A 26,018-nucleotide genomic window follows, 5' to 3' on the forward strand; every position below is an offset into this window, starting at 1 on the left:
AATGGCACGTAAAACAGAACGCTACCGTGTCGAAGGAGCAAACTCGCTTTGGAATATTTATGATACGGTGTCCTTTTGGAAGGTGATGAAGTGTTTTATTGTCATTCAAATTGGACGCTTCACACCATTTTTACGTGTGAAAAACTGGTTGTATCGAACTTTTTTAAAGATGGAGATTGGTGAAAAAACTTCAATAGCTTTAATGGTGATGCCAGATACAATGTTTCCAGAACGAATTCACATCGGTGACAATACCGTTATAGGCTTCAGTACAACTATTTTGGCGCATGAGTATTTAATAGAGGAGTATCGTCTGGGAGATGTTTATATTGGCAATGAAGTAATGGTTGGTGCCAATTCAACGATACTACCAGGTGTTACGATAGGTGACGGTGCGATTGTTTCGGCTGCAACCCTTGTCCATAAGGATGTGCCAGCTGGCTGTCTTGCAGGCGGTAATCCTATGCAAATTATTTATACAGCTGAACAAATGGCGGAGCGTAAACGTAATGAAGTAGTGCAATGGTGCACGCCAAAAAAATAATAAGATCAACACTGTGCATGCTTACTGTGCACAGTTTTTTAGTGTTGAAAAATTATTGTGACAATGAAATTAAAGTATGACTCTACGGCAAAAAGAGTGGTTGATTTCCGTTCCGACTGGGCGCTTTGTTGCTGCCGCTACGTTAGCACTACGCTTTCGCACAGAGCAAAGCTTCCTGGGGGCGTCCGATGAGCCGCTTCGCTGCGCTCCAGGGTCTCGGGCCTACACGATGTAGGTTACGAAGGCGTTATCACAGGACGTGATGCTCTTAGCCTTCGTTCCTCTACCGCTAATCCCCAAGGAGTCGCCCAGTCTCCACTCCAATCAACCACTACTTAGCATGTATTTTTTGAGATGTCACTCTATTTAAAAGTAATAAAACAACACGTCAGCAACAATTGCTTTTATACGCGAAGACATAATGACAATAACAACAGATACAATTGCATCACTGTTGTAAGTCTATCCTGTTCAAATATAGTGAGCTGTCATAACATTCACTTTTGAAATGTATAAAATTTATAAAAGTTCTACACTATCATTGATTGGAGTGGAAGGCTACTCGACTCCCGTGGGAAAGTGAGACAGGCGAGACCCTGCACGGAGCGGATGTTTTCTGTGCGAAAGCGTGAGTGCTAACGTAGCGGCAGCAAAACTAGCGGAGGAAGCGGCTCGACGCTCACCCACAGGAAAGCGAGTAGCCTGGAACGGAAATCACCTCATTTAAAATGCCACAACATTCACAAAGATTTCCTAGGTCATTTTGTTTACGATTTTAAAGTTTAACTAATTTAAGAAGGATAAAGCTTACTATGTTGAATAAAGTTTCAATTTATTTATTTTCGAGTATAATTAACAGAATAATCAGTAATGAAATTATTCGACAATTCATAGAGAGTTGCATTGACGGAAAGGGAGAAATAAGTTAGAATTCTTTCATAATCTAATTCTCTAACACTCTAGTGAATTAAAGTGAAACGTGAGGAAGTGTCAAAATGTCGTCGATTAAAATGTTTGAGAAACCACTTGGAATGCGCGATACATTTCCGCAAATATACGAAAAGATAGAGGCTGTAAGAAATACGGGGCGAGACTTTTTATGCAGCAGGGGCTATGAGTTTATTAAGACACCTGCAGTAGAGTATTTTGATACAGTCGGTAAAGCATCAGCAATAGCCGATGCGCATTTATTTAAGTTAGTAGATAGCCAAGGAAACACGTTAGTACTACGACCTGATATGACTACACCGATTGCTCGTGTAGCAACATCAAAATTATTAAAAGAGATGATTCCATTACGCCTTGCTTATTTTGCTAGTGTCTTTCGTGCACAAGAGGCAGAAGGTGGGCGTCCAGCAGAATTTGATCAGATGGGGATCGAGTTAATTGGAGACAATTCTGTGTTTGCTGATGCTGAGGTTATTGTGGCGGCAATGGAGCTATTACAGCAATTTGGATTAGCACAATTTAAAGTTACTATCGGCCATGCAGGGATATTAAATTGTATTTTACAAGACTATACAGAGAGCATTGAACAACAACATATACTTCGAACACTTCTAGTACAACGCAATTATGTAGGGTTTGAAGAAGCAGTGGAATCATTTGATTTACCTAAAACAAAATCGGATGCATTACTACAATTTATTGAAGAAGCTATGAATTTAAAAGAAATCCAAGATATTGAAAAATATGTCCGGAAAAATGACGCATTAGAATATATGCAACAACTCGCTAAACTACTTGAAATTGCAGGTTTAGCGGATTATGTAGCTTTTGATTTTACACTTTCTAGTCATATGAGTTATTACACAGGAATGCTATTTGAAGTGTTTGCAACAGGCAGTGGTTTTCCATTAGGTAATGGCGGACGTTATGACGGATTACTTGAGGTGTTTGGCTCAAAAGTAGGCGCTACAGGATTTAGTATTCGCGTTGATCGCCTACTAGAAACGCTGGATGAGCAATCTGATGAACGACAAGAAGCGACAGTAGTGCTATTTGAGGAACAACAATTTGAAGCGGCTCTTGCACAAGTACAGACGCTTCGAACTGCTGGTAAACAGGCTACCTTACAGTTAAGAAATAGCCTAGTTGATGAAGAAGCTTTTTTAGCACACTTTAAAAAAGTAGTTGTTGTGGGACAGGAGGACGTTGGCAGTGAATGAATTAACGATTGCTATGCCGAAGGGGCGCATTTTTGATGAGGCATACCAAATGCTGTTAGAAGCTGGCTTTAATTTACCAGAGGAAGTCGAAATGTCCCGTAAATTAATGCTTGAAATTCCAGAAGAGAAAATTCGTTTTATCTTAGCAAAGCCGATGGATGTTCCTGTTTATGTAGAGCACGGTGTAGCGGATATTGGTATCGCTGGAAAAGATGTTTTGTTAGAACAGCAACGACAAGTACATGAATTACTGGATTTAAAAATAAGTACATGTTATATCGCATCGGCAGGTTTACCTAACACTACGATGAATGAAATCGCCCCAAGAATAGCGACTAAATATCCTAATATCGCGATGAAATATTATAAGGGCATTGGGGAGCAAGTTGAAATTATTGAGCTAAATGGATCCATTGAATTGGCACCAATGATTGGCTTAGCAGATCGCATTGTTGATATTGTTTCAACAGGACGGACGCTGAAGGAAAATGGTTTAGTGGAGTATGAATTTATTACGGATGTGTCATCGAGGTTAATTGCTAATCCAGTAAGCTATCGTATGAAGGGAGACCGCATTATCGACCTTGTGAAACGTTTAAAGAAATGTGTGAAATAAATCATGCTCACAGTCATCGAAAATGGACAACTACATGTATACCTAGAATTAAAGGAGATTAATCCTATGAAGATAACAAAGCTAGCAAAAGGTATTTCCTTAAAACGACCACTTGAAGGTGGCAATGAAGAACAGTTAAAGGTTGTACGTCAAGTATTAGCAGATGTTCGTGCACAAGGTGACACAGCCATACGTTTTTATACAGAAAAATGGGATGGCTTTGCACCTGATCATTTACGGGTAACGAAGGATGAAATAGAAGAGGGCGCAAATTCTCTTGATCAACAGCTTTATGCTGATTTAACAGAGGCTGCACAAAATATTCGCTTTTATCATGAGCAGCAGAAGCGTTCAGGTTATCGCTTAGAGTTAAAAGATGGGTCGTGGCTTGGGCAACGAATTACTGCTCTTGATGCTGTAGGACTTTATGTTCCTGGCGGTACAGCAGCGTATCCATCGTCAGTTTTGATGAACGTTATTCCTGCACAAGTTGCTGGTGTCAAACGCATTGTTATTACGTCTCCAGCAGGTCGCGATGGAAAATTACCTTCAGGTGTACTTGCTGCGGCGCATATTTTAGGGGTAGAGGAAATATATAAAATCGGTGGAGCTCAGGCGATTGCGGCTCTAGCTTATGGTACAGAAACGATTTCTCCTGTTGATAAAATTACAGGTCCAGGAAATATTTTTGTAGCATTAGCAAAACGTGAGGTATTTGGTGAGGTAGCGATTGATATGATTGCAGGTCCAAGTGAAATTGCCGTGTTAGCAGACGACACAGCATTTGCTGATGAAATTGCAGCTGATCTTTTATCTCAGGCTGAGCATGATAAATTGGCTTGTGCCATATTGGTGACGACTTCTGAGCAGTTGGCTAAAAAAGTGGCTGAAGAAGTAGAGAAGCAGCTAATCACCTTACCGCGTGAAGAGGTAGCGCGTGCATCTATTGAAAACTTTGGTGCCATTTATGTGGCTGAAACGTTGGCAGATGCCGTAGATGCCATTAATTCGCTAGCTCCTGAGCATTTAGAAATTGTGACAAAAAATGCTGAGGCTGTAGCGGAACAAGTACGACATGCAGGTGGTATTTTCATCGGCCGTTATAGCTCTGAACCAGTTGGTGATTACTTTGCAGGGACAAATCATGTGCTACCAACGAATAGCACTGCACGCTTTGCAAGTGGATTAAACGTTGATGATTTTGTGAAAAAATCGAGCGTCGTCTTTTATAGTGAAAAAACTTGGGCAGAAAATGCACCGAAAATTGCACGTCTAGCACGTATGGAAGGCTTAGAGGGCCATGCTCGTGCAGTCGAATCACGTGGATGGGAAAAGGAGTAGCACAATGACCGAAAAGAAACGATATGCAAAAGTTGAACGTACAACAAATGAAACGCAAATTTCAGTAGCTATCGAGTTAGATGGTGAAGGAAAGGCGGATATTAAAACGGGTGTTGGCTTTATGGATCACATGCTAGATCTATTCATCAAACATGGTCTTTTTAATGGGACGATACAAGCAAATGGTGATACATATATAGACGATCATCATACAACAGAAGACCTCGGAATTGTATTAGGTCAAGCGATTCGTGAAGCACTCGGTGATAAAAAAGGAATCAAGCGCTACGGTACAGCATTTGTGCCAATGGATGATGCACTTGCACAAGTAGTAGTAGATTGCTCAAATCGTCCGCATTTAGAATATCGTGTACCACAGTTAAAGGAGAAAGTTGGTAACTTCGATACTGAATTAGTACATGAATTTTTGTGGAAGTTTGCGCTTGAGGCTCGGATGAATGTTCATGTCATTGTGCCTTATGGACATAATACACATCATATCATTGAAGCTATTTTTAAGGCGTTAGCACGTGCTATTGACGCAGCAGTAGAAATTGATCCACGTGTTAAAGGTGTACCGTCGACTAAGGGGCTGTTAACGTGAAAATAGGTGTTATTGATTATGGAATGGGGAATTTATTTAGTGTTGAGCAGGCATTAAAACGACTTGGTTGTGAGGTTATTGTCACGGCTGACGAAAAAATGCTAGACACAACGGATGCACTGTTGCTTCCTGGTGTTGGGGCATTTCCAGATGCCATCAAACGTTTAACTGAAACGAATTTAGATCGATATTTGCACAAGGTGAAAGCTGAAAATCGACCACTTCTCGGAATTTGCTTAGGCATGCAATTATTATTTGAGCAAAGTGAAGAGGTGTCACCAACGAATGGTTTGGGCTTTTTCAAAGGAAGGATTAAACGATTTAGTGGAGACAACGCTGGACAGGCGTATCGCGTACCGCATATGGGGTGGAATGAGCTCGTAGTGGCAAAGCGTCCTTCATGGTTAAAGGGTGAAGGATCGGCAAAGCATGTGTATTTTGTTCACTCATTTTATGCAGCAAATCTAGATGAAACAGAGCTTGTTGCTTATGCGGATTATCATGGTATTAAGGTTCCGGGGATAGTTGTAAATGGTTCTATTACTGGAATGCAGTTTCATCCCGAAAAATCAGGTGAACTAGGAGTATATTTATTAGAGCAATGGTTGAAGGGGGTGGTTTCATGTTAACGAAGCGCATTATTCCATGTCTTGATGTGAAAGAGGGGCGAGTTGTAAAAGGTGTACAGTTTGTGTCGTTACGTGATGCGGGTGACCCAGTAGAGCTGGCCAAGTTTTACGATGAGCAAGGGGCAGATGAGCTTGTGTTTCTTGATATTTCGGCATCACATGAAGGACGTGAAACAATGGTTGATGTAGTGCGGCAAACCGCGGCGACATTAGCAATTCCATTTACAGTAGGTGGTGGAATTCGTACATTAGACGATATGAAACGCATTTTACGTGCAGGTGCCGATAAAGTATCAGTGAATACTTCTGCTTTAGAGCGACCAGAGCTTATTAAAGAAGGTTCTGACTTTTTTGGCGCACAGTGTATTGTTGTAGCTATTGATGCGCGCTATAGTGAGGAAGACGGCACATGGATGGTTTATACGCATGGTGGCCGGAACAAGACAAATTGGCAGGCAACTGAATGGGCTAAGGAAGCGGTTCGTTTAGGTGCTGGGGAAATATTATTAACGAGTATGAATCAGGACGGTGAAAAATCAGGTTTTGATTTAGCATTAACAAAAGCCGTGAGAGAGGCTGTGACAGTTCCTGTTATTGCAAGTGGCGGTGCAGGAAATGCCGAACATTTTTACGAGGTATTAGCTGAAGAAATCGATGCAGATGCAGCACTTGCCGCATCCATCTTCCATTATAAAGAAACGAGCGTAGCGCAAGTAAAAGAATACTTACGTGAAAAAGGAGTGGCAGTAAGATGATTGACAGCATTAAATTTGATGATAAGGGTCTTGTCACTGCGGTTGTACAAGATGCGAATACAAAAGAGGTTTTAACTGTAGCATATATGAATAAAGAATCATTGGAGAAAACACTTGAATCGGGAGAAACATGGTTCTTCTCACGTTCACGTCAAGAACTTTGGCATAAAGGGGCAACAAGTGGTCATACACAAAAAGTTGTGTCGATCAAAGCGGACTGTGACGGTGACGCATTAGTCGTAGAAGTAATTCCTGCTGGCCCGGCTTGCCATAACGGAACAACTTCTTGTTTTACAGAGATCATTCAGCAAAATGCCAAGGTCGGATCTGTTGAGATTATTTCTAAACTTGTAAATGTCATTGAAAAGCGTGAACAAGAAATGCCTGAAGGCGCGTATACTACATATTTATTCGATAAAGGAATCGATAAAATTTGTAAAAAAGTCGGCGAAGAAGCAACAGAGGTTGTGATCGGTGCGAAAAATCGTGATGCAGAAGAGGTAAAATGGGAGGCTGCCGATTTAATTTATCACCTACTAGTGTTACTACAAGAGCAAAAAGTAAGTGTTTATGACGTGTTACAAGTGTTAGAAAAACGTCATGAAGAGAAATAACGGCATATCGCTTATTGTATGCTATAATAGAAGTTACTGTGTAAAGGAACGTGTGAAACGTTCCTTATTTCTTGTTTCGGAGGAAATATTTTGGAAAAGAAACGTCAAAAAGAGAATCAAACGAATATAGTGTCGTTCATTCCAACAGGCGACTATTATTATAAAAAATCCGTTCAAGCAATGAATAGCGGACAAATGAATAAAGCATATAAATATTTACAGCGAGCAGTTGATTTAAGTCCTGATGATCCAATGATTTTATTGCAATTAGCGATTATTGAGTTAGAGGGTCAACGTTTCGAGGAAGCGTATGATCTTCTTCGTCACGCTTATGAGATAGATCCAGATAATCCAGAAATTATTTTTTACATGGCAGAGGTATCTGGATGTGTTGGTATTATACAAGATGCTAAACGCTTTGCAGAGCAATATTTACAAATAGAGCCAGAGGGTGCCTATGCAGTTGAAGCGGCGGAAATATTAGAGTTTGTTGCTTTTGAGCAAGATGAATTTGAGGAGCTTGAAGGTTCTGGTGAAGATTTATATCGTCAGGAACAGGCGAGACGCTGTATGGAAAAGGGAGATTTCCCTGAAGCTATTACTATTCTTGAAGATTTAATTGAAGGTAGCCCAGATTTTTGGTCGGCCTATAACAACCTAGCTCTTGCTTATTTTTATGTAGGGGAAGCAGAACAGGCGAAGGCTCTTCTAAACAAGGTATTACGTGAGAATAAGGGGAATTTACATGCACTTTGTAATTTAACTGTTATTGCGTATTATGAAAAAAATGAAGAGGATTTAAAGGATCTTTTAGAAGTACTTGTGAAAATTCAGCCATACACATGGGAACATCGGTACAAACTGGGTGCAACATTAGCGCTTGTTGGACAGTATGATTTAGCATTTAAATGGTTACGCAGCATGCAAAAACGAGGCTATGTTGGAGATGCTGGCTTTTACTTTTGGTTATCACACGCAGCGTATTTTTCTAAACATGAAGAAATTTCAAAGAGTGCATGGGAGCAGCTACTTGAGCTAGATCCAGATAAAGAAGGCTTTGAACCTTGGCGCCAAGAGGAAAATGTATATGCGCTTGATGCATTAGAGCATGACCGAGACTACATCGTGGATAAACTAGAGAGCAGTTATGTAAGTGAGCGCATTTTTGGGTTGTTTTTACTTAGCTGTACAGCACATAAACAAGAAATTATTGCGCATCCAAAATGGATAGACGTTGAAAAATTCGATACGTTTGAAAAATTATTCTTGGCATACTCACTTGGCCATGAGTTTGATATGAAAAATAAAGTGGAAGCTAGCTTTTTACGCGCAGTAAGTGTGCCAGAAATTTTACTAGAACAGTATGGCAAACTGACGACACTTATTGCACCTATGTTCCAAATGTGGTTTGTACTGTGTGAACAAGCACTGATTAATAATTATCGTTTTACCAATCCAGCAGCTATTGCAGGAGCAAATGATTATTTATTTCGTTCTTCCCGAATGCTCAAGGTTACAAAAAAAGAGATTGCTGAGCAATACGGGGTATCCGTGTCAACTTTGTCGAAGTACATTGATGAAATTTTAAAATTTTTACCAAACACGCATAAGTAGACTGTGAGCAACATAGTTGAATAACTTTTTACTTTCACATACGATGAAGTTATCATAAAAAAACATTTGTTTTAGGGGGAAGTATTTATGTCGGAAGAAAAAATCTATGATGTTGTAATAATTGGTGCAGGTCCTGCTGGTATGACTGCAGCTGTTTATACGTCGCGTGCCAACCTTTCAACTTTAATGATTGAACGTGGTATCCCTGGTGGACAAATGGCGAATACAGAAGAAGTAGAAAACTATCCAGGGTTTGATACAATTTTAGGGCCTGAACTTTCTACAAAAATGTTCGACCATGCAAAGAAATTCGGTGCTGAGTATGTGTATGGCGATGTGACTGAAATTATTGATGGTGAGGAATATAAAACAATAAAATCAGGTGCAAAAGAATACAAAACACGAGCAATTATTCTTTCTACAGGTGCGGAGTATAAAAAAATGGGCGTGCCGGGCGAAAAAGAACTTGGAGGTCGTGGTGTCAGCTATTGTGCAGTATGTGATGGTGCATTCTTCAAGCAAAAAAATCTTGTTGTCGTAGGTGGCGGAGATTCTGCTGTTGAAGAAGGGGTTTACTTAACTCGCTTTGCGGACAAAGTAACAATTGTGCACCGTCGTGATAAATTACGTGCGCAAAAAATTCTCCAAGATCGTGCCTTTGCTAACGAAAAAATTGATTTCATTTGGAATGCAACAGTCAAAGAAATCAATGAGGCTGATGGTAAAGTTGGAAGTGTAACACTACAATCAACTGTAGATGGTACAGAATCTAATTTTGTCGCGGATGGCGTATTTGTATACATTGGTATGCTACCGTTAACTAAACCATTTGAGTCTCTAGGGATTTTAAATGAAGCTGGTTATATTTTGACAAATGATAATATGGAAACTACCGTACCAGGTATCTTCGCTGCGGGAGATGTGCGTGAAAAGTCACTTCGTCAAATCGTTACAGCGACAGGTGACGGAAGTATTGCAGCACAAGCAGTACAGCATTATGTGGAAAAATTATTAGAAAAAATTAACGCTTAAAGTAGATCAAGACTAAAATCTGTTTTTGATTGGCTCATCACCAAAAGTTGTGGATGACATTTGTTAAAACTTATGCAATGTAATATAAGTTGATTGGAGTGGAGACTGGGCGACTCCTTGGGGATCAGCAATAGGGGAACGAAGACTAAGAGCATCACGTCCTGTGATAACGCCTTCGTGACCAACATCCTGTTGCCCCAAGCGGCTCATCGGACGCCCCCAGGAAGCTTTGCTCTGTGCGAAAGCGTAGTGCTAACGTAGCGGCAGCAATGTTTTAACTGTGCGAAAGTGCAACGACAGCAACAACAAATGTTTTATCTGCGCGAAAGCGAAGCGTCAGCGGCAAAGCGCCCAGTCGGAACGGAAATCAACCCCACGTTATGGTGATGATTCTCTTGATAAAATTTTAAGGAAAAATATACAATTTTAATACGGTTTTAATATTGTTGTAACTTGAATGACATATAAAAGGTGTAATATATAAAGTGTAATTAGCAATCCCCCTTTTAATTTGTTTAGTAGGTTGTTTCCACCAAATTAGGTGGAGCAACCTATTTTTGTTGTGATAAAAAATTTTGATTTTTTATTGCGCCGTTTCATATGTTTAAGTAGCGGTTAAAACATAGTTCCCGTAGATAGTAGTGAAGCTAAAATTGCCATGCACCTAAAGTTCTGAATGGAGGACAAACCTTGTTTGGTCTTGTTATAATAAAAGGTAGAATGCAAAAGTGATTAGAGGTGTGCCTATGCAAAGAATTGCAAATTTAATAGCCGTAAAAGACGGTCAAATATTATTACTTCAAAAGCCGAGACGCGGCTGGTACGTAGCTCCTGGCGGTAAAATGGAGTGTGGTGAGTCAATCTATGAGGCTGCTGTACGTGAGTTTCAAGAAGAAACAAATGTCACACCATTAAATGCTCATTTAAAGGGTGTTTATACGATGATTATTAAAGAAAATAATGAGATAGTTGATGAATGGATGCTTTATACATTTGTTGCAAAGGATGTAGAAGGTGTACCGTTTGTTGAAACTAGAGAGGGCAAACTTGCATGGCACCCAGTAGAGGATTTAAAACATTTGCCTATGGCTGAAGGTGATCGAACAAATTTACAATTTGCCATCTCACAATCAGGCATTCAGTACGGTACGTTTGAATATACGACTGATTTTGAATTACTTCATGAGAAAATACAAATATCAATAGAACAATAAAGGGGCTGCATGACAGTGGTGGTTGAAGACCGAAAAAATACACATGAATTGGTTATTATTACAGGAATGTCTGGCGCTGGAAAAACAGTAGCGATTCAAAGCTTTGAGGATTTAGGGTATTACTGTATTGATAATTTACCACCAGCGTTACTCACAACATTTTTAACCCTGCTCAGGGATTCGGGTAAAAATATTACACGTATTGCAGCTGTCATGGATATGCGTGGTGGCGACTTTTTTGATTCTCTTATTGGCGCACTCGACCATATTCTTAAAGAAGGCGATATTGTTGCAAGAATTTTATTTTTAGATGCGGACGATGCAACTTTAGTTAGACGTTATAAGGAAACAAGACGTGCACATCCATTGGCTGTAAATGGGTTACCGTTAGATGGCATTAAACAAGAACGGAAGCTTTTATCGGAAGTAAAGGGTCGCGCTAAATTTATCTATAATACATCTAACATGAAGCCAAAAGCGCTACGCGAAAAAATCGTTAAAGAATTTGCCAGTGATGCCGATAATATTTTCTCAGTAAATATCATGTCTTTTGGATTTAAACATGGTATGCCGATAGATGCAGACTTAGTGTTTGATGTTCGTTTTTTAAAAAATCCATATTATGTAGAAGAGTTACGCCATAAAACGGGTTTACAAACGGAGGTATCTTCTTATGTGCTGGCACTTGAAGATACGCAAACACTCATTCAAAAACTAACGGATCTGTTTGAATTTATGATTCCTCTCTATAGACAAGAGGGCAAATCACAACTTGTCATTGCTTTTGGTTGTACTGGAGGACAGCATCGTTCGGTGACATTAGCTGAATATTTCGGGGCATTTTTAGCCAATAAGGAAAATGCTGTTATTACACATCGTGACATCAATCGTAGAAAGGATTGAGTGAATGGGAAAGAAGCGAACAAAGCTTGTTGTAATAGGTGGTGGTACAGGGCTCTCTACTTTACTACGAGGGCTCAAGCACCACCCATTTGATATTACTGCAATTGTGACAGTAGCTGATGACGGTGGTTCTTCAGGACGCTTACGGGATGACTATGATATTCCACCACCTGGTGATGTTCGTAATGTTATTGCTGCGTTATCGGATGTTGAGCCACTTGTAGAGCAAATGTTTCAATATCGATTTTCAGCATCAGAAGATTTACGTGGACATTCATTAGGGAATTTAATGTTGACTGCTTTAACGGAAATTACTGGAGATTTTAACCATGCTATTAGTGAAATGGGAAAGGTTTTAAAGGTCCATGGTCGCGTCATACCAGCAGCCAACAAAAAGATAAATTTACATGCAGAGCTAGAGGACGGTTCAATAATTGAAGGTGAATCTAAAATTCCAATGGCTAAAAAACGATTGAGTCGTGTTTTTTTAGTGCCTGAAAACGTGCAACCGTTACCAGAGGCAATTCGAGCAATCAATCGTGCTGACTATATTTTAATTGGTCCGGGAAGTTTATATACAAGTATTATTCCAAACCTTCTTGTAAAAGGAATTGGTGAAGCCGTTATAAAGGCTAAAGGAAGAAAAATATACGTTTGTAATTTAATGACTCAAAAAGGTGAAACGATTTCCTATACAGCAGGTGACCATGTGCAAGCTATATACAAACATGTTGGAGATTCCTTTATTGATTCTATTTTAGTCAATGATGTAAAACTACCTCATCCTGTAGAAGAGCTTTATAAGGAAGAATGTGCGGAGCCAGTAACATTTGACGTTGCAAAGCTTGAAAGTATGGGATTAGAGGTTATTAAACGAGATATTGCCACGATTCGCAAAGATGGGACGGTTCGTCATAATGCAGCAAACGTTGCAAAATGGCTCGTAGATTACGCAAATATCTATAAGCAAAATGTAAGTGAACCAATTATAGAATCATAAAGCGCTATTTGTATATGATAAGATGGACATATACATAGAACTAAAGGTTGATAGGAAAGGGGGGGCTTGATATGTCTTTTGCTTCTGAAACTAAGAAGGAATTAACCCAAGTAGAAGCAGACAATCATTGTATGAAAGCAGAAGTATCTGCCCTAATTCGTATGAATGGTTCATTATCCTTTGCTAATAAACAGTTAAGCTTAGACGTACAAACGGAAAACGCTGCAATCGCAAGAAGACTTTATACGATTATGAAAAAGCTGTATCCATATAATGTAGAGTTACTTGTTCGAAAAAAAATGCGTTTGAAAAAAAATAACGTATACATTTGCCGTGTAAGAGAAGGTGCGCGTGAGCTACTAATCGATTTAGAAATCATCTCAGACGATTTTCAATTTAATCATACTATTTCTCGAGAGCTCATAAAAAAGGGTGGCCAAAAAAGAGCGTATTTACGAGGCGCATTTTTAGCAGGTGGTTCTGTCAATAATCCAGAAACATCAGCCTACCATTTAGAAATTTATTCATTATATAAAGAGCATGGCGAGGCTTTAATGGATTTGATGAATGAATTTGAGCTAAATGCAAAGACAATTGAACGAAAAAAAGGCTTTGTAACCTATTTAAAGGAAGCGGAAAAAATTTCTGATTTTCTTAATATTGTAGGTGCTCATCAAGCTATGATGAAATTTGAAGACGTTCGCATATTGCGAGATATGCGGAATAGTGTTAATCGCATTGTTAACTGTGAAACAGCAAACTTAAATAAAACAATAGGTGCAGCATTACGACAGGTAGAGAATATTCGTTTTATTGAAAATTCGATAGGCCTAGATCAATTGCCTGAAAAGCTTCGTGAAATTGCACGATTACGAGTAGAATATCAAGATGTAACCCTAAAAGAACTTGGTGAGATGGTATCAAGTGGAACGGTTAGTAAATCAGGTGTCAATCATCGATTAAGGAAAATCGATGAAATTGCCGATGCATTAAGACGTGGTGAAAAAATTGATAGTTAAATTTTCATACTTTTCAGGTATGAATGTCATGTGTAATCGCGTATTGTTCTTTTGCTAGTAAGTGAGGTAAGATAAAACTAATAAAATGAACGGTAGTAAAGGGGAGTTTGAAGAATGACCGAGAGAAGAGTCCATGTAAAATTAAAATTAGGACTACAAGCTAGACAAGCGGCGCTATTCGTACAAGAGGCAAATCGTTTTAGCGCAGATATCTTTCTTGAGAAAGAAGAGAAAAAAGTAAATGCTAAATCCATTATGGGTGTAATGAGTTTAGCTATTGCAAAAGGAACAGAGGTTGTCCTTAGTAGTGATGGTAACGATGCTGAGCAAGCGGTTACAGCATTGGCAGCACTAATCGAAGAAGAAGATTAAAAAACCCATAATGCGAAAACTGTCCAAGCAGTAAAACTTACATGCTGGGCAGTTTTTTTGCGTTTTTGCACAGAACAAATAAGTCCTGAAAGAAGAGCCAAAATGATGGAAAGTAAGGATAGGTCGACGGAAAGAAAGGCCGAAACGACGGATAGAAAAGCCAAAGAGATGGATTGAAGAGATGAAGCGACGGAAAGAAAGGCTGAAGCGACGGAAAGAAAAGCCGAAACGACGGAAAGAAAGGTCGAAGAGACGGAAAGAAGAGCCGGAGCGACGGAAGGAAAAGGCCGCGACGGAAAGAGCCTGAATGATGGAAAGAAAGGCTGAAGCGACGGAAAGAAGAGCCGGAGCGACGGAAGGAAAGGTCGAAGAGACGGAAAGAAAAAACCGCGACGGAAAGTAAGGCTGAAGCGACGGAAAGAAAAGCCGAAGAGACGGAAAGAAAAAACCGCGACGGAAAGAAGAGCTGGAGCGACGGAAGGAAAGGCTGAAGCGACGGAAAGAAGAGCCGAAGCGACGGAAGGAAAAGGCCGCGACGGAAAGAAGAGCCTGAATGATGGAAAGAAAGGCTGAAGCGACGGAAAGAAGAGCCGGAGCGACGGAAGGAAAGGTCGAAGAGACGGAAAGAAAAAACCGCGACGGAAAGAAGAGCCTGAATGATGGAAAGAAAGGCTGAAGCGACGGAAAGAAAAGTCAAATATAGGGTAGAACCATCAGAATGGTGGATAGAACCGCCAAAGTGGTGGATCACCCCATCAAACCATACATACATGGATGTCGAATAAAAAAAGACATCTCAGAAATAATCTGGGATGCCTTTGATTTTTTTATTTGCGTTCCATAATTTGATCGATTAAGCCGTATTCTTTTGCACGTTCAGCAGTCATGAAGTTATCGCGATCTGTATCTCTTGAAATTACTTCAAGCGGTTGACCAGTGCGTTCTGATAAAATGCCATTTAATTTTTCGCGTAAGAATAAAATACGTTTTGCAGCGATTTCAATCTCAGTTGCTTGACCTTGTGCACCACCAAGAGGTTGGTGAATCATTACTTCGGCATTTGGTAATGCGAAGCGTTTACCAGGTTCACCAGCAGCAAGTAGGAAAGCACCCATAGATGCTGCCATACCAATACAAATTGTTTGTACTTGTGGCTTGATAATTTGCATTGTGTCATAAATTGCCATACCAGCAGTGATTGATCCGCCTGGTGAGTTGATGTAAAGAAAGATATCTTTATCTGGATCTTCTGCTTGTAGGAATAGAAGCTGTGCAACAATTGAGTTAGCTACATTGTCGTCAATCGCGCTTCCTAATAAAATAATACGGTCTTTTAGTAGTCGTGAATAGATGTCATAAGCACGTTCACCACGACTTGTTTGTTCAATAACTGTAGGAATTAAATTCATGTTAAATCCTCCTTAAAAAACTAAATTCGAATACTTTTGCTGATAACATCCATTGTGTTTCAGCTGTATCCTTATCATACACATTATAGTCAGGGAAGGTCAAATATTAAACCTGCTAAAGTGAAATTAAATAAATAGCCAATACTGAAAACTGTTCATGACTAAAACAGTATGGTTGATGTAGCGAAGTGTAAGCGCCAAGGAGGCTTAGGTCACGCCAAGGAAAGCCTTCTCCTGTAGTGAAATGGATAGTCAAGTACATATTTTGATGAAGACCCTAAAAAAAATTAAAATCTTTTGCATTCTATAGTTGAATTATGAGCAATACGTTTGTATAATTGATAAGGTCATAAGTTAAAGTACAGTACACTATTTTGCAGGTATGCTTCAAATGAGGATTATCTACAACATGCTTTTTGGAAAGCCTTTGAGTGAGTACTTTTTTTTTGTGTCTAATTGCCCTCGTGGTGTAATGGATAACACGTAAGATTCCGGTTCTTGCACTGGGGGTTCGATTCCCTCCGAGGGCGCCATTTTACTGATTATTTGATTTACATTTATAGCTCAATTCTCCTAATAAGTAGTTTAGCAGCCTGCTTACTGGAGAATGAGGGGAAAATAGTGGAAATTCTGCTTAGTAGCATTATTCCCATATATGTTCCTTTCAAACCTTCAAAAAAGCAACAACTCCAAATTATTTTTTAGTGAACATACCGTACGTGAAGACTAGTATACTAGTCGGAAAAAAGAATCCTATCTGAGGGGATTCTTTTTTTTTGCCAAAATATATCTATCTTTGGCATAGTTCAAATATGTATAAATATACAAGTTAGATTAGATTTTTGTTCACTCATACCGTTTTCTACTAAAAAAAACCAACTGAAATTAATTTTTATGAAAAAACAATTACTTTTATGCGAATTGTTGTTGTCTAAAGTGAATAATGTCACTATAATTGACCTAATAGTCTAACATTTCCGAATTAATAAATAATAAAATATGTTTCGGGAAGGTAATTGAATAAGGGGGAAAATACTATGAAAAGAAGTTTATCGATGATACTAATGATCGTGGCAGCATTTGCACTAGTTCTAGCTGGCTGTGGTGCTAAAGAAAAGACATCATCTGGTAGTGAGCCATCTGCGGGTGAAGATGGTAAAAAAGTTTATAAGGTAGGAACAGAAGCTACCTTTGCGCCTTTTGAATCACTTGACGATAAAGGAAATGTTGTAGGAATTGATGTCGATATTTTACAAGCAATTGCTGATGAAATGGGCTTTGAAGTGGAATGGCAAAACATTGGTTGGGAGCCTGTATTCCAAACGATTAAAAATGGTGAAACAGATATCGGTGCATCTGGCATAACAATTAATGAAAAGCGTAAAGAGTCATTTGACTTTACTGAGCCATATTATGAATCTCAATTATTAATCGTTGTAAAGGAAGATTCAAAGATTAAATCATTAGCTGAATTAAAAGATAAAAAGATTTCAGTACAAATTAATGCGACTGGACACGAAGCTGCTAAAAAGCTTCAAGGGGAATCAAGTACGAATATTTTGGCGTTTGAAAGTCAACCAATCGCTATTCAAGAGATGCTAAACGGAAACGTAGACGCAGCAATTGGTGATAATGCGGTAGTGTATGAATATATTAAGGCACATCCAAACGAAAAACTTAAAGTAATAGAAGATGATGCATTTGAAAAAGAATATTATGGGTTTATGGTTCAAAAAGGGAATACAGAGTTGTTAAACCTACTAAATGAAGGTCTGAAAAAAATTAAAGAAAACGGTAAATTAAAAGAAATTACAGGCACAGAATTTAAGGAAAAAAAATAAATGCATGATGCCACTAGTATAGTTATGCTAGCGGCTCATTTATTTTCATTCAGCAAATGTCTTCTGTAGCGAAAGCAAAGCGTCAGCTACAGAAGACTCCCACCTCTGAAGGTGGCAGGATGAATGAGTATGAGGTTCTCGTGTCGGCCTTCGTGAAGGTCTAGGCACAATTCAAAACACAATTACACCAAGGCGAAATTGATTTTTTGGACTAACTTTAAAGGGGAAGTGGGGTTTTCGGATGGACATCTTTGACTTACGCTGGGACACAGTCTGGAACTACCGTGATATGTTTATACGTGGTATTGGCGTGACGCTTGTTTTAACACTTAGTGGTTATTTTGGAGGAATTCTTTTAGGGTTATTTTTAGGTCTTGGAAAATTATCAAATAAAAAATGGATTTATTGGCCATGTAAGTTATATGTAGATTTATTCCGTGGGACTCCGATGCTCGTGCAAATCTTATTAATTCACTTAGCGGTGATACCGACAATTTTTGGACATTCATTAGGCTATATGGTTTCAGGGATTACGGCACTTATTTTAAATTGTGCGGCATACAATGCAGAAATTTTCCGTGCGGGCATTCAAAGTATTGCTAAAGGGCAAATGGAGGCAGCTCGTTCTCTTGGCTTAACGCATAACCAAGCGATGCGTAAAGTTATTTTACCCCAAGCTTTTAGACGTATGATTCCGCCGCTAGGCAATGAATTTATCGCCTTATTAAAGGATTCATCTTTAGTAACCGTTATTGCGGCTCCCGATATTTTATATGCAAGTAAAGTAGTAGCAGGTGCTAGCTTCCGTTTCTGGGAACCATATATTGTTGCAGCCTTATTATATTTAATTTTAACGTATGGTGTAACAAAGGTTGTAGCATTTATTGAAAAACGATTTAGTAATAGCTATGTCCCTCGTAAGGCAGAAGGGCGGGAAGCACGATGATTAAGATTGAAAATTTACACAAATATTTTGGCAAGCTGGAAGTATTAAAGGGTATTGATTATGAAATACAAGAAAAGCAAGTTGTTTGTGTTATTGGTCCTTCAGGTTCGGGGAAAAGTACATTTTTACGCTGCATCAATATGCTAGAAGAAGTAACAGATGGTGCAATTTATATCGAGAATGTCAAAATTAATGATCCAAAAACAAATATTAATGCGATTCGAGCTGAAGTGGGGATGGTGTTTCAGCAATTTAATTTATTCCCACATATGACTGTTATTGATAATGTGACGATGGCGCCAATGCAAATCCGTAAAATGGGAAGGCCGGAAGCGGAAGCACTCGGACATGAGCTCTTGAAAAAGGTTGGTCTTGATAGTAAGGCTTATAACTATCCTGAACAGCTTTCAGGTGGTCAACAGCAACGTGTTGCCATTGCTCGTGCTTTAGCAATGAAGCCAAAAGCTATTTTATTTGATGAACCTACTTCTGCACTTGACCCTGAAATGGTAAAAGAGGTGTTAGATGTTATGAAAAATCTAGCCGCTGAAGGAATGACGATGATTGTTGTTACACATGAAATGGGCTTTGCTCGTGAAGTTGGCGATCGTGTTGTCTTCATGGATGGTGGCTATATTGTTGAAGAGGGAACACCTAAAGAAATTTTCAGTAACCCACAAAATGAACGAACAAAAGCCTTTTTAGGAAAAGTACTTTAATAAGGAAAGAGCAATCCCTAGTGATTTTTCATCACAATAGGGACTGCTCTTTTTGTATTTAATGAAGAGGATTTTTTGTAGTGTCAAATGAATTAAGCATCGTTTGCATATCTTGTTGAGAATATTGAGGTACTTGATAATAGCCATGCTTATTTTGGAAAATAGATAATTCGTATGCCATTTCGATGCAGTTGGGAATACTATCTGCAACAACACGACGAACGACAGGGTTTGTCGTTTCTGTTGCAGCCGCAGTCATACATTTTGCCGCGCCTTTTTGAGCACCAAGTAAGAAGCCAGAAATTGCTTCATCATTAATCTCACTCGCATTTTGCATAGGCTTTTTTGGCTGTCCAGGGTTTAAGCCGAATTTAAAATCATGCCCTGTTTCCATTTGATAACGACCTGTAGGAACAGATGGATCATGACCAGTTTTAAATGACTCCACAATTGTGTTATACATGCCTAATGTGAAATTATATTGGCGATCCAAAATGCTAAGTAACTCAGTGTCCTTAACCTGAGGTCGTAAAAGAATAGATTGATTCATACCAGCAATGATTTCGCCAAGTGTTTCATGCATGTCCATTACTTCATGTCCACCATGATTCAGGCTGTGCTGTTGGTTGAATGATGTTTGGTTAGATGGTTCATTGTAAAACGATTGTGACAAAAAAACGCCTCCTTAATGTCATAGTTTATTGCAGTATTTAGTATGTCGTTCTAAACAAATTTCATACGGTATATGTGCAATTCACATTTTCATTGGTTTAAAAGGAAATTTTTCTTTAAATATTTTCAATTATTGACAAAAAGACTATAATTGTTATAATTTTCATTGTATCGACAAGCGATATAACGTGAACTGATATAAGGAGGAAGAAAATTTGAATAAAAGATTTTTATCAGCATCATTAGCAGTTATTTTAACAACGTCTGTTGTCATTCCTGTATCTATGCAGGAAGTGCGCGCTGCCAATGAAACTAGCAGTCAAGTAGAAGTAAAAGAGGAACATGTATCTGCTAAGGAATTTCTAGATTTAGCTGTCACTTCTCTAACATTCCAGCACGGATCAGTGACAATGCGTCAACAAATTATTGATCAATGGGTTAAAGGTGAAGAATTAAAAGATTTAAGTGCCAATATTAAGCGTGATGAAGCAGCACGTATTTTAGTAAGAGCCTTAGATAAAGAGGAAAAAGAAACAACACTTGCTGAGTATCAAGAAAAAGCCAATAAGCTTGGTTTATTTAACGGTCTTTCAAATAGTGAAACAATTTCTAAACAAGATGCAGTTAAGATTCTGAATAATGCAAAAAAAATGCAAAACGGTGTAAATAATGAAGGCGTGAAAGAAATTTCCGTTGAAGATTTTATGAAAAATCCAGGAAGCTTTGGTCATTCACTTTCGCCAGACGGTAATTACATAACGTATTCCGCTGAATGGGAAAATCGTTCAAATGTTTTCGTGAAAAAAATGAATGATGATAGCGAGCCAGTACGTGTATCTAGTTCAACAGATCGTGATATCGCTGGATCCTTCTGGAAAGATGATAATCTACTATATCTAAAGGATAAAGGTGGAGATGAAAACTTCCACATTTATTCAACATCATTTAATGGTAATGAGGAAAAGGATTTAACACCATATCCAAATGTAACAGTTGGATTATTAAACGGTTTAAAGGGCGTTAAAGACGAAATCCTTATTATGATGAATAAAGAAGATGCCAAAGTCTTTGATGTGTACAAGCTGAATGTAAAGACTGGTAAAACTACACATGTTGCTAAAAACCCAGGGAATATTATTAGCTGGTTAGCGGATCGTGATGGCAATGTGCGTATGGCAGTTGCTTCAGATGGTGTAGAAGGAACGGTGCTTTATCGTGATTCAGAAAAAGATGAATTCAAGCCATTTATAGAGTTCGAAGCAGGGGAACAAGTAATGCCACTTACTTTCTCTAAAGACAATAAACATATCTATGCAACTTCTAATAAGGGAAGAGACAAAGTAGAAGTAGTGAAATATGATTTAGAAGGTAAAGAAGAAGTAGTTATGTCCAACCCTGAAGTGGATGTAACAGGCGTATTATATAGTGCTGATAAAGATAAATTATTATACGGTACCTATGTAACAGATAAGGTACATTATCAATTCTTTGATGAGGACTTTGAAAAATTATTCCGTAAAATCCAAAACAAATTAGGTGTGCCTGAAAGTGAATTAGGCATCAATGATTACAACAAAGATATGACAAAGTTCATTGTTAGCGTTGCTAGCGACACTGTTTACGGAAAATATTATTACTACGATTCAACAACGGATGAATTGACAGAATTGGCAACATTAAGCCCTTGGTTAAACCCAGAGGAGCTTGCAGAAATGCATCCAATCTCTTATAAGAGTCGAGATGGCTTAACGATTAATGGTTATTTAACTTTACCGAAAAACAAAGAGGCTAAAAACTTACCACTTATCGTTAATCCACATGGTGGTCCATGGTACCGAGATATGTGGGGCTTTAATCCAGAAGTGCAATTACTAGCAAACCGTGGTTATGCAGTACTGCAAGTGAATTTCCGTTCTTCAACTGGTTACGGAAAAGAATTCCTTGAAGCGGGTAATAAGCAATGGGGTCTAAAAATCCAAGATGATATTACAGATGGTGTACAATGGGCAATCGACCAAGGTATTGCAGACCCTGAACGCATCGGAATCTACGGTGCATCATTTGGTGGTTATGCAACGTTAGCTGGTATCACGACTACACCAGATCTATATGCAGCAGCAGTTGATTATGTAGGTGTATCGAATATCTTTACATTATTAAATACAATCCCTCCATATTGGGAAACAGTGCGTAACATGTGGTATGAACGTGTAGGTCATCCAGAAAAGGATAAAGAGCTATTAACAGCTGCTTCACCTATCTTCCATGTGGATAAAATTAAAACACCATTATTTGTAGCTCAAGGTGCAAATGACCCACGTGTCAATAAAGCTGAATCTGATCAAATCGTTGAAGCATTACGTGCAAGAGGCGTAGATGTAGAGTACATGCTGAAAGAAAATGAAGGTCATGGCTTCCATAATGAAGAAAACAAAATTGAATTCTATAATGCAATGATTAAATTCTTAGATAGTCATTTAAAAAAATAATACAAAAGAAAGACTGTGCAGGAAGTAAGCTTCTTACACAGTCTTTTTCTAGTTGTTAAGGAAACTATAGATTTTTAAGTTGTGGGTAACCAAGGGCGTAATTTTCGTCTAGGCTAAAGCGCTACATCGCTTCGATCCCTCAGGCAAAAGTGGCGGAGCGTTTGCTTTTGCTTCGGGCTCTTTAGTAACAACGGTTGTCCAAATACAACAATAGATTATCAAAACGTGTTCCAAAATAAACAAATATTGATTTTATAAATTTTAAAATTAATGCTATATTTTGAGTGTTAAAGAGGAAGATGGAAGTGTAACATCTGGTGATCACAAAGATGAACATTTTGCATTAAGTAAAAATGAAATAAAATATGGTTATTGAATACACAGATCATGGAAATTTAAAACAATATCCAAAAGCAAGGGGTTCAGGATATCTCTTGTTCTTAATCGCTTTGATTTCTTTTAATTATCGAACCCATTAATTGACAAAAATGCTAAAGTTGTTATAATTTCATTGTGTTGACAAATGATATAACGCAGACTGATATAAGGAGGAATCATTTTGAAAAAAAGATTTTTATCAGCATCATTAGCAGTTATTTTAACAACATCTGTTGTCATTCCTGTATCTATGCAGGAAGTGCGCGCTGCCAATGAAACTAGCAGTCAAGTAGAAGTAAAAGAGGAAAGTTTATCTGCTAAGGAGTTTCTAGATTTAACTGTAACAGCACTAACATACCAACATGGATCACAAACAATGCGCCAGCAAATTATTGATCAGTGGGTAAAAGGTGAAGAATTAAAAGATTTAAGTGCGAAAATTAAACGTGATGAAGCAGCACGTATTTTAGTAAGAGCCTTAGATAAAGAGGAAAAAGAAGCAACCCTTGCTGAGTATCAGGAAAAAGCCAATAAGCTTGGTTTATTTAACGGTCTTTCAAATAGTGAAACGATTTCTAAACAAGATGCAGTGAAAATTTTAAACAATGCTAAAGCTGTGAAAAACGGTGTGAATAATGAAGGTGTGAAAGAAATTTCCGTTGAAGATTTCGTGAAAAATCCAGGAAACTTTGGCTATTCACTTTCACCAGATGGTAATTACATTACGTATAATGCTGAATGGGAAAATCGTTCAAATGTTTTCGTGAAAAAAATGAATGACGATAGCGAGCCAGTACGTGTATCTAGCTCAACGGATCGCGATATCGGTGGATCTTTCTGGAAAGATGATAATTTACTATATGTAAAGGATAAAGGTGGAGATGAAAACTTCCACATTTATTCAACATCATTTAATGGTAATGAGGAAAAGGATTTAACACCTTATCCAAATGTAACAGTTGGGTTACTAAGTGGTTTAGAGGGCGTTAAAGACGAAATCCTTATTATGATGAATAAAGAAGATGCCAAAGTCTTTGATGTGTACAAGCTGAATGTGAAGACTGGTAAAACAACACACGTTGCTAAAAATCCAGGTAATGTTAGTAGCTGGTTAGCAGATCGTGATGGCAATGTTCGAGTGGCAGTAGTTTCAGACGGTGTAGAAGGAACGGTCCTTTATCGTGATTCAGAAAAAGATGAATTCAAGCCATTAATTGAAATAGAAGCCGGGGATGATGTAAGTCCTTTTAGTTTCTCCAAAGACAATAAATATATTTACGCTACTTCTAATAAAGGAAGAGATAAAGTAGAAGTGGTTAAATATGATTTAGAAGGTAAAGAAGAAGTAATTATGTCCAACTCAGAAGTGGATGTATCAAGTGTATTATATAATGCTGAGAAAGATAAAGTATTGTATGGGGCATATGTAACAGATAAGCTACATTATCAATTCTTTGACGAGGAATTTGAAAAACTATTCCGTAAAATCCAAAACAAATTAGGAGTGCCTGAAAGTGAATTAGGCATCAATGATTACAACAAAGAGATGACAAAATTCATTGTTAGCGTTTCTAGTGACACTGTTTACGGGAAATATTATTACTATGATTCAACAACAGATGAATTAACAGAAATGGCTACATTAAGCCCTTGGTTAAACCCAGAGGAGCTTGCAGAAATGCATCCAATCTCTTATAAGAGTCGAGATGGCTTAACGATTAACGGTTATTTAACTTTACCGAAAAACAAAGAGGCTAAAAACTTACCACTGATCGTCAATCCACATGGTGGTCCGTGGGCACGCGATATGTGGGGCTTTAATCCAGAAGTGCAATTACTAGCAAACCGTGGTTATGCCGTGCTACAAGTGAATTTCCGTTCTTCTGCGGGTTACGGAAAAGAATTCTTAGAAGCGGGTAATAAGCAATGGGGTCTAAAAATTCAAGATGATATTACAGATGGTGTACAATGGGCAATCGACCAAGGTATTGCAGACCCTGAACGCATCGGAATCTACGGTGCATCATTTGGTGGTTATGCAACGTTAGCTGGTATCACGACTACACCAGATTTATATGCAGCAGCAGTTGACTATGTAGGTGTATCGAATATCTTTACATTATTAAATACAATTCCTCCATATTGGGAAACAATGCGTGACCAACTTTATGAGCGCGTAGGGCATCCGGAGAAGGATAAAGAGCTATTAACAGCAGCTTCACCTGTCTTCCATGTGGATAAAATTAAAACGCCATTATTTGTAGCACAAGGCGCAAATGACCCACGTGTCAATAAGGCTGAATCTGATCAAATCGTTGAGGCATTACGTGCAAGAGGCGTTGACGTCGAATATATGCTGAAGGACAATGAAGGTCATGGCTTCAGAAATGAAGAAAACCGTATTGAATTCTATAATGCAATGATTAAATTCTTAGATAGTCATTTAAAAAAATAATATGCGAGAAGACTGTGCAGGAAGTAAGTTTCTTGCACAGTTTTTTTTAGTTAGAGGCCTTATCATAAGGGATTAATACTAATAAGAGAGTTGGCAAGTAAGGGGGAATTACAGTATCTTACTTATAGATAATTGTTTCGTTTTATTATTACTTTATGGAGGTGCTGTAAGTGAACGTGAAATTTTTTAGTCGAGCTAATTGTGGATTATGTGTAGAGGGACTGCATACATTAAAGCTTGTACAGGAGGATAATGATTTCGATATTGAAATCATTGACATTGAAGAAGATGAAGGCATACATGAAAAATATATGTTAATGATTCCAGTAGTAGAAAAGGATGGGCAAGTTATACAGTACGGCAATTTGGATTATGCAACACTCATGGAGCATTTGTGTAGCGAATAACAAAGGGGGAATTTGCTAATGTACATACCAGTGGCTTTTAGAATCATTCAAATAAAAGGCAGCAATTAGTTATACAAAAGTTAGAAGAAATCAAACATACAAATGAGCAGCAAATCGCTCATTTAATGAAGCAAAATATAAAGTGAATGAAACCTTTCCTAAAAATTTCGCATCTCTTCTGCTACATATGTGGCGTGAAGAAGGAGCGGAATTTTTTTTGTTACTGTACCCAAATCTTAAGGGGGAAAAACCACAATTCACAAATTGTTCAATGAAA

The 26,018-nt window shown here is 38.3% G+C and carries 24 protein-coding genes and 1 tRNA gene; 22 read left to right on the plus strand and 3 right to left on the minus strand.

The genetic code is table 11. The features are described 5' to 3' along the window. Position 1 precedes the first annotated feature (1 nt). The 15 genes from ACB089_RS03590 to ACB089_RS03660 all read left to right on the plus strand — a co-directional run bounded on the left by ACB089_RS03590 (position 2) and on the right by ACB089_RS03660 (position 14,425). Positions 2-544, plus strand: coding sequence for a DapH/DapD/GlmU-related protein (locus ACB089_RS03590; protein WP_368637110.1), 543 nt, complete (start codon positions 2-4; stop codon positions 542-544). 995 nt (positions 545-1,539) lie between these two features. Beyond that, a complete protein-coding gene (locus ACB089_RS03595) occupies positions 1,540-2,712 on the plus strand; it encodes an ATP phosphoribosyltransferase regulatory subunit (RefSeq protein ID WP_374965331.1) in 1,173 nt (390 codons plus the stop codon). Continuing rightward, positions 2,705-3,328: an ATP phosphoribosyltransferase gene (hisG, locus tag ACB089_RS03600; RefSeq protein WP_068985979.1), complete on the plus strand. Its 624-nt coding sequence runs from the start codon at positions 2,705-2,707 to the stop codon at positions 3,326-3,328. The genes ACB089_RS03595 and hisG overlap by 8 nt, the downstream gene beginning before the upstream one ends. 66 nt (positions 3,329-3,394) lie before the next feature. Further along, the gene (gene hisD / locus ACB089_RS03605; RefSeq protein ID WP_374965332.1) at positions 3,395-4,669 is read left to right on the plus strand and encodes a histidinol dehydrogenase; all 1,275 of its coding nucleotides are present in this window, start codon (positions 3,395-3,397) and stop codon (positions 4,667-4,669) included. A 4-nt stretch (positions 4,670-4,673) separates the two neighbouring features. Continuing rightward, positions 4,674-5,273, plus strand: a complete 600-nt coding sequence (gene hisB / locus ACB089_RS03610) for an imidazoleglycerol-phosphate dehydratase HisB (protein ID WP_068985977.1) — start codon at positions 4,674-4,676, stop codon at positions 5,271-5,273. Continuing rightward, a complete protein-coding gene (gene hisH / locus ACB089_RS03615; RefSeq protein ID WP_374965333.1) occupies positions 5,270-5,902 on the plus strand; it encodes an imidazole glycerol phosphate synthase subunit HisH in 633 nt (210 codons plus the stop codon). The genes hisB and hisH overlap by 4 nt, the downstream gene beginning before the upstream one ends. Further along, the gene (gene hisF, locus ACB089_RS03620; protein WP_068985975.1) at positions 5,896-6,657 is read left to right on the plus strand and encodes an imidazole glycerol phosphate synthase subunit HisF; all 762 of its coding nucleotides are present in this window, start codon (positions 5,896-5,898) and stop codon (positions 6,655-6,657) included. Before hisH ends, hisF begins: the two co-directional genes overlap by 7 nt. Further along, the gene (hisIE, locus tag ACB089_RS03625; protein WP_374965334.1) at positions 6,654-7,271 is read left to right on the plus strand and encodes a bifunctional phosphoribosyl-AMP cyclohydrolase/phosphoribosyl-ATP diphosphatase HisIE; all 618 of its coding nucleotides are present in this window, start codon (positions 6,654-6,656) and stop codon (positions 7,269-7,271) included. Before hisF ends, hisIE begins: the two co-directional genes overlap by 4 nt. 90 nt (positions 7,272-7,361) lie before the next feature. After that, on the plus strand, positions 7,362-8,885 hold the full coding sequence (locus tag ACB089_RS03630) for a tetratricopeptide repeat protein (protein WP_374965335.1): 1,524 nt from the start codon (positions 7,362-7,364) through the stop codon (positions 8,883-8,885). Positions 8,886-8,972: 87 nt separating this feature from the next. Then, a complete protein-coding gene (gene trxB / locus ACB089_RS03635; RefSeq protein ID WP_368637117.1) occupies positions 8,973-9,917 on the plus strand; it encodes a thioredoxin-disulfide reductase in 945 nt (314 codons plus the stop codon). A 746-nt stretch (positions 9,918-10,663) separates the two neighbouring features. Beyond that, the gene (locus ACB089_RS03640) at positions 10,664-11,131 is read left to right on the plus strand and encodes an NUDIX domain-containing protein (RefSeq protein WP_068985971.1); all 468 of its coding nucleotides are present in this window, start codon (positions 10,664-10,666) and stop codon (positions 11,129-11,131) included. A 9-nt stretch (positions 11,132-11,140) separates the two neighbouring features. Continuing rightward, entirely contained in the window at positions 11,141-12,034 is an 894-nt protein-coding gene (rapZ, locus tag ACB089_RS03645; protein WP_068985970.1) for an RNase adapter RapZ, read from the plus strand. Between the two features lie 4 nt (positions 12,035-12,038). Then, a complete protein-coding gene (gene yvcK, locus ACB089_RS03650) occupies positions 12,039-13,034 on the plus strand; it encodes a uridine diphosphate-N-acetylglucosamine-binding protein YvcK (RefSeq protein ID WP_374965336.1) in 996 nt (331 codons plus the stop codon). Between the two features lie 71 nt (positions 13,035-13,105). Continuing rightward, positions 13,106-14,053: a DNA-binding protein WhiA gene (gene whiA / locus ACB089_RS03655; RefSeq protein ID WP_368637119.1), complete on the plus strand. Its 948-nt coding sequence runs from the start codon at positions 13,106-13,108 to the stop codon at positions 14,051-14,053. A gap of 114 nt (positions 14,054-14,167) precedes the next feature. Next, complete coding sequence (locus ACB089_RS03660; protein WP_068985967.1) at positions 14,168-14,425, plus strand: HPr family phosphocarrier protein; 258 nt, start codon at positions 14,168-14,170, stop codon at positions 14,423-14,425. 37 nt (positions 14,426-14,462) lie between these two features. On the opposite strand, the gene ACB089_RS03665 is transcribed toward ACB089_RS03660, so the two are convergent. Beyond that, complete coding sequence (locus ACB089_RS03665) at positions 14,463-15,197, minus strand: hypothetical protein (RefSeq protein ID WP_374965337.1); 735 nt, start codon at positions 15,195-15,197, stop codon at positions 14,463-14,465. A 55-nt stretch (positions 15,198-15,252) separates the two neighbouring features. Continuing rightward, positions 15,253-15,834, minus strand: coding sequence for an ATP-dependent Clp endopeptidase proteolytic subunit ClpP (gene clpP / locus ACB089_RS03670; RefSeq protein WP_068985964.1), 582 nt, complete (start codon positions 15,832-15,834; stop codon positions 15,253-15,255). A gap of 458 nt (positions 15,835-16,292) precedes the next feature. Between clpP and ACB089_RS03675 the strand changes: the two genes are divergently transcribed. The 4 genes from ACB089_RS03675 (at position 16,293) to ACB089_RS03690 (ending at position 19,340) form a co-directional block, all read left to right on the plus strand. Beyond that, a tRNA-Arg gene (locus tag ACB089_RS03675) sits at positions 16,293-16,367 on the plus strand. 504 nt (positions 16,368-16,871) lie between these two features. Continuing rightward, positions 16,872-17,675: a basic amino acid ABC transporter substrate-binding protein gene (locus ACB089_RS03680; RefSeq protein ID WP_374965338.1), complete on the plus strand. Its 804-nt coding sequence runs from the start codon at positions 16,872-16,874 to the stop codon at positions 17,673-17,675. Between the two features lie 241 nt (positions 17,676-17,916). Next, positions 17,917-18,621, plus strand: a complete 705-nt coding sequence (locus ACB089_RS03685) for an amino acid ABC transporter permease (RefSeq protein WP_374965339.1) — start codon at positions 17,917-17,919, stop codon at positions 18,619-18,621. After that, on the plus strand, positions 18,618-19,340 hold the full coding sequence (locus ACB089_RS03690) for an amino acid ABC transporter ATP-binding protein (RefSeq protein ID WP_068985961.1): 723 nt from the start codon (positions 18,618-18,620) through the stop codon (positions 19,338-19,340). Before ACB089_RS03685 ends, ACB089_RS03690 begins: the two co-directional genes overlap by 4 nt. Before the next feature lie 58 nt (positions 19,341-19,398). On the opposite strand, the gene ACB089_RS03695 is transcribed toward ACB089_RS03690, so the two are convergent. Further along, positions 19,399-20,013, minus strand: coding sequence for a spore coat protein (locus ACB089_RS03695; RefSeq protein ID WP_374965340.1), 615 nt, complete (start codon positions 20,011-20,013; stop codon positions 19,399-19,401). A 214-nt stretch (positions 20,014-20,227) separates the two neighbouring features. On the opposite strand from ACB089_RS03695, the gene ACB089_RS03700 reads away from it, so the two are divergent. The 3 genes from ACB089_RS03700 (at position 20,228) to ACB089_RS03710 (ending at position 25,741) form a co-directional block, all read left to right on the plus strand. Further along, on the plus strand, positions 20,228-22,501 hold the full coding sequence (locus ACB089_RS03700) for a prolyl oligopeptidase family serine peptidase (RefSeq protein ID WP_374965341.1): 2,274 nt from the start codon (positions 20,228-20,230) through the stop codon (positions 22,499-22,501). Positions 22,502-23,060: 559 nt separating this feature from the next. After that, positions 23,061-25,334, plus strand: coding sequence for a prolyl oligopeptidase family serine peptidase (locus ACB089_RS03705; protein ID WP_374965342.1), 2,274 nt, complete (start codon positions 23,061-23,063; stop codon positions 25,332-25,334). Positions 25,335-25,504: 170 nt separating this feature from the next. After that, positions 25,505-25,741, plus strand: a complete 237-nt coding sequence (locus ACB089_RS03710) for a glutaredoxin family protein (RefSeq protein ID WP_374965343.1) — start codon at positions 25,505-25,507, stop codon at positions 25,739-25,741. Positions 25,742-26,018 lie beyond the last annotated feature (277 nt).

This window comes from Lysinibacillus sp. RS10 (assembly GCF_041956855.1).
GTDB lineage: Bacteria > Bacillota > Bacilli > Bacillales_A > Planococcaceae > Lysinibacillus > Lysinibacillus xylanilyticus_A.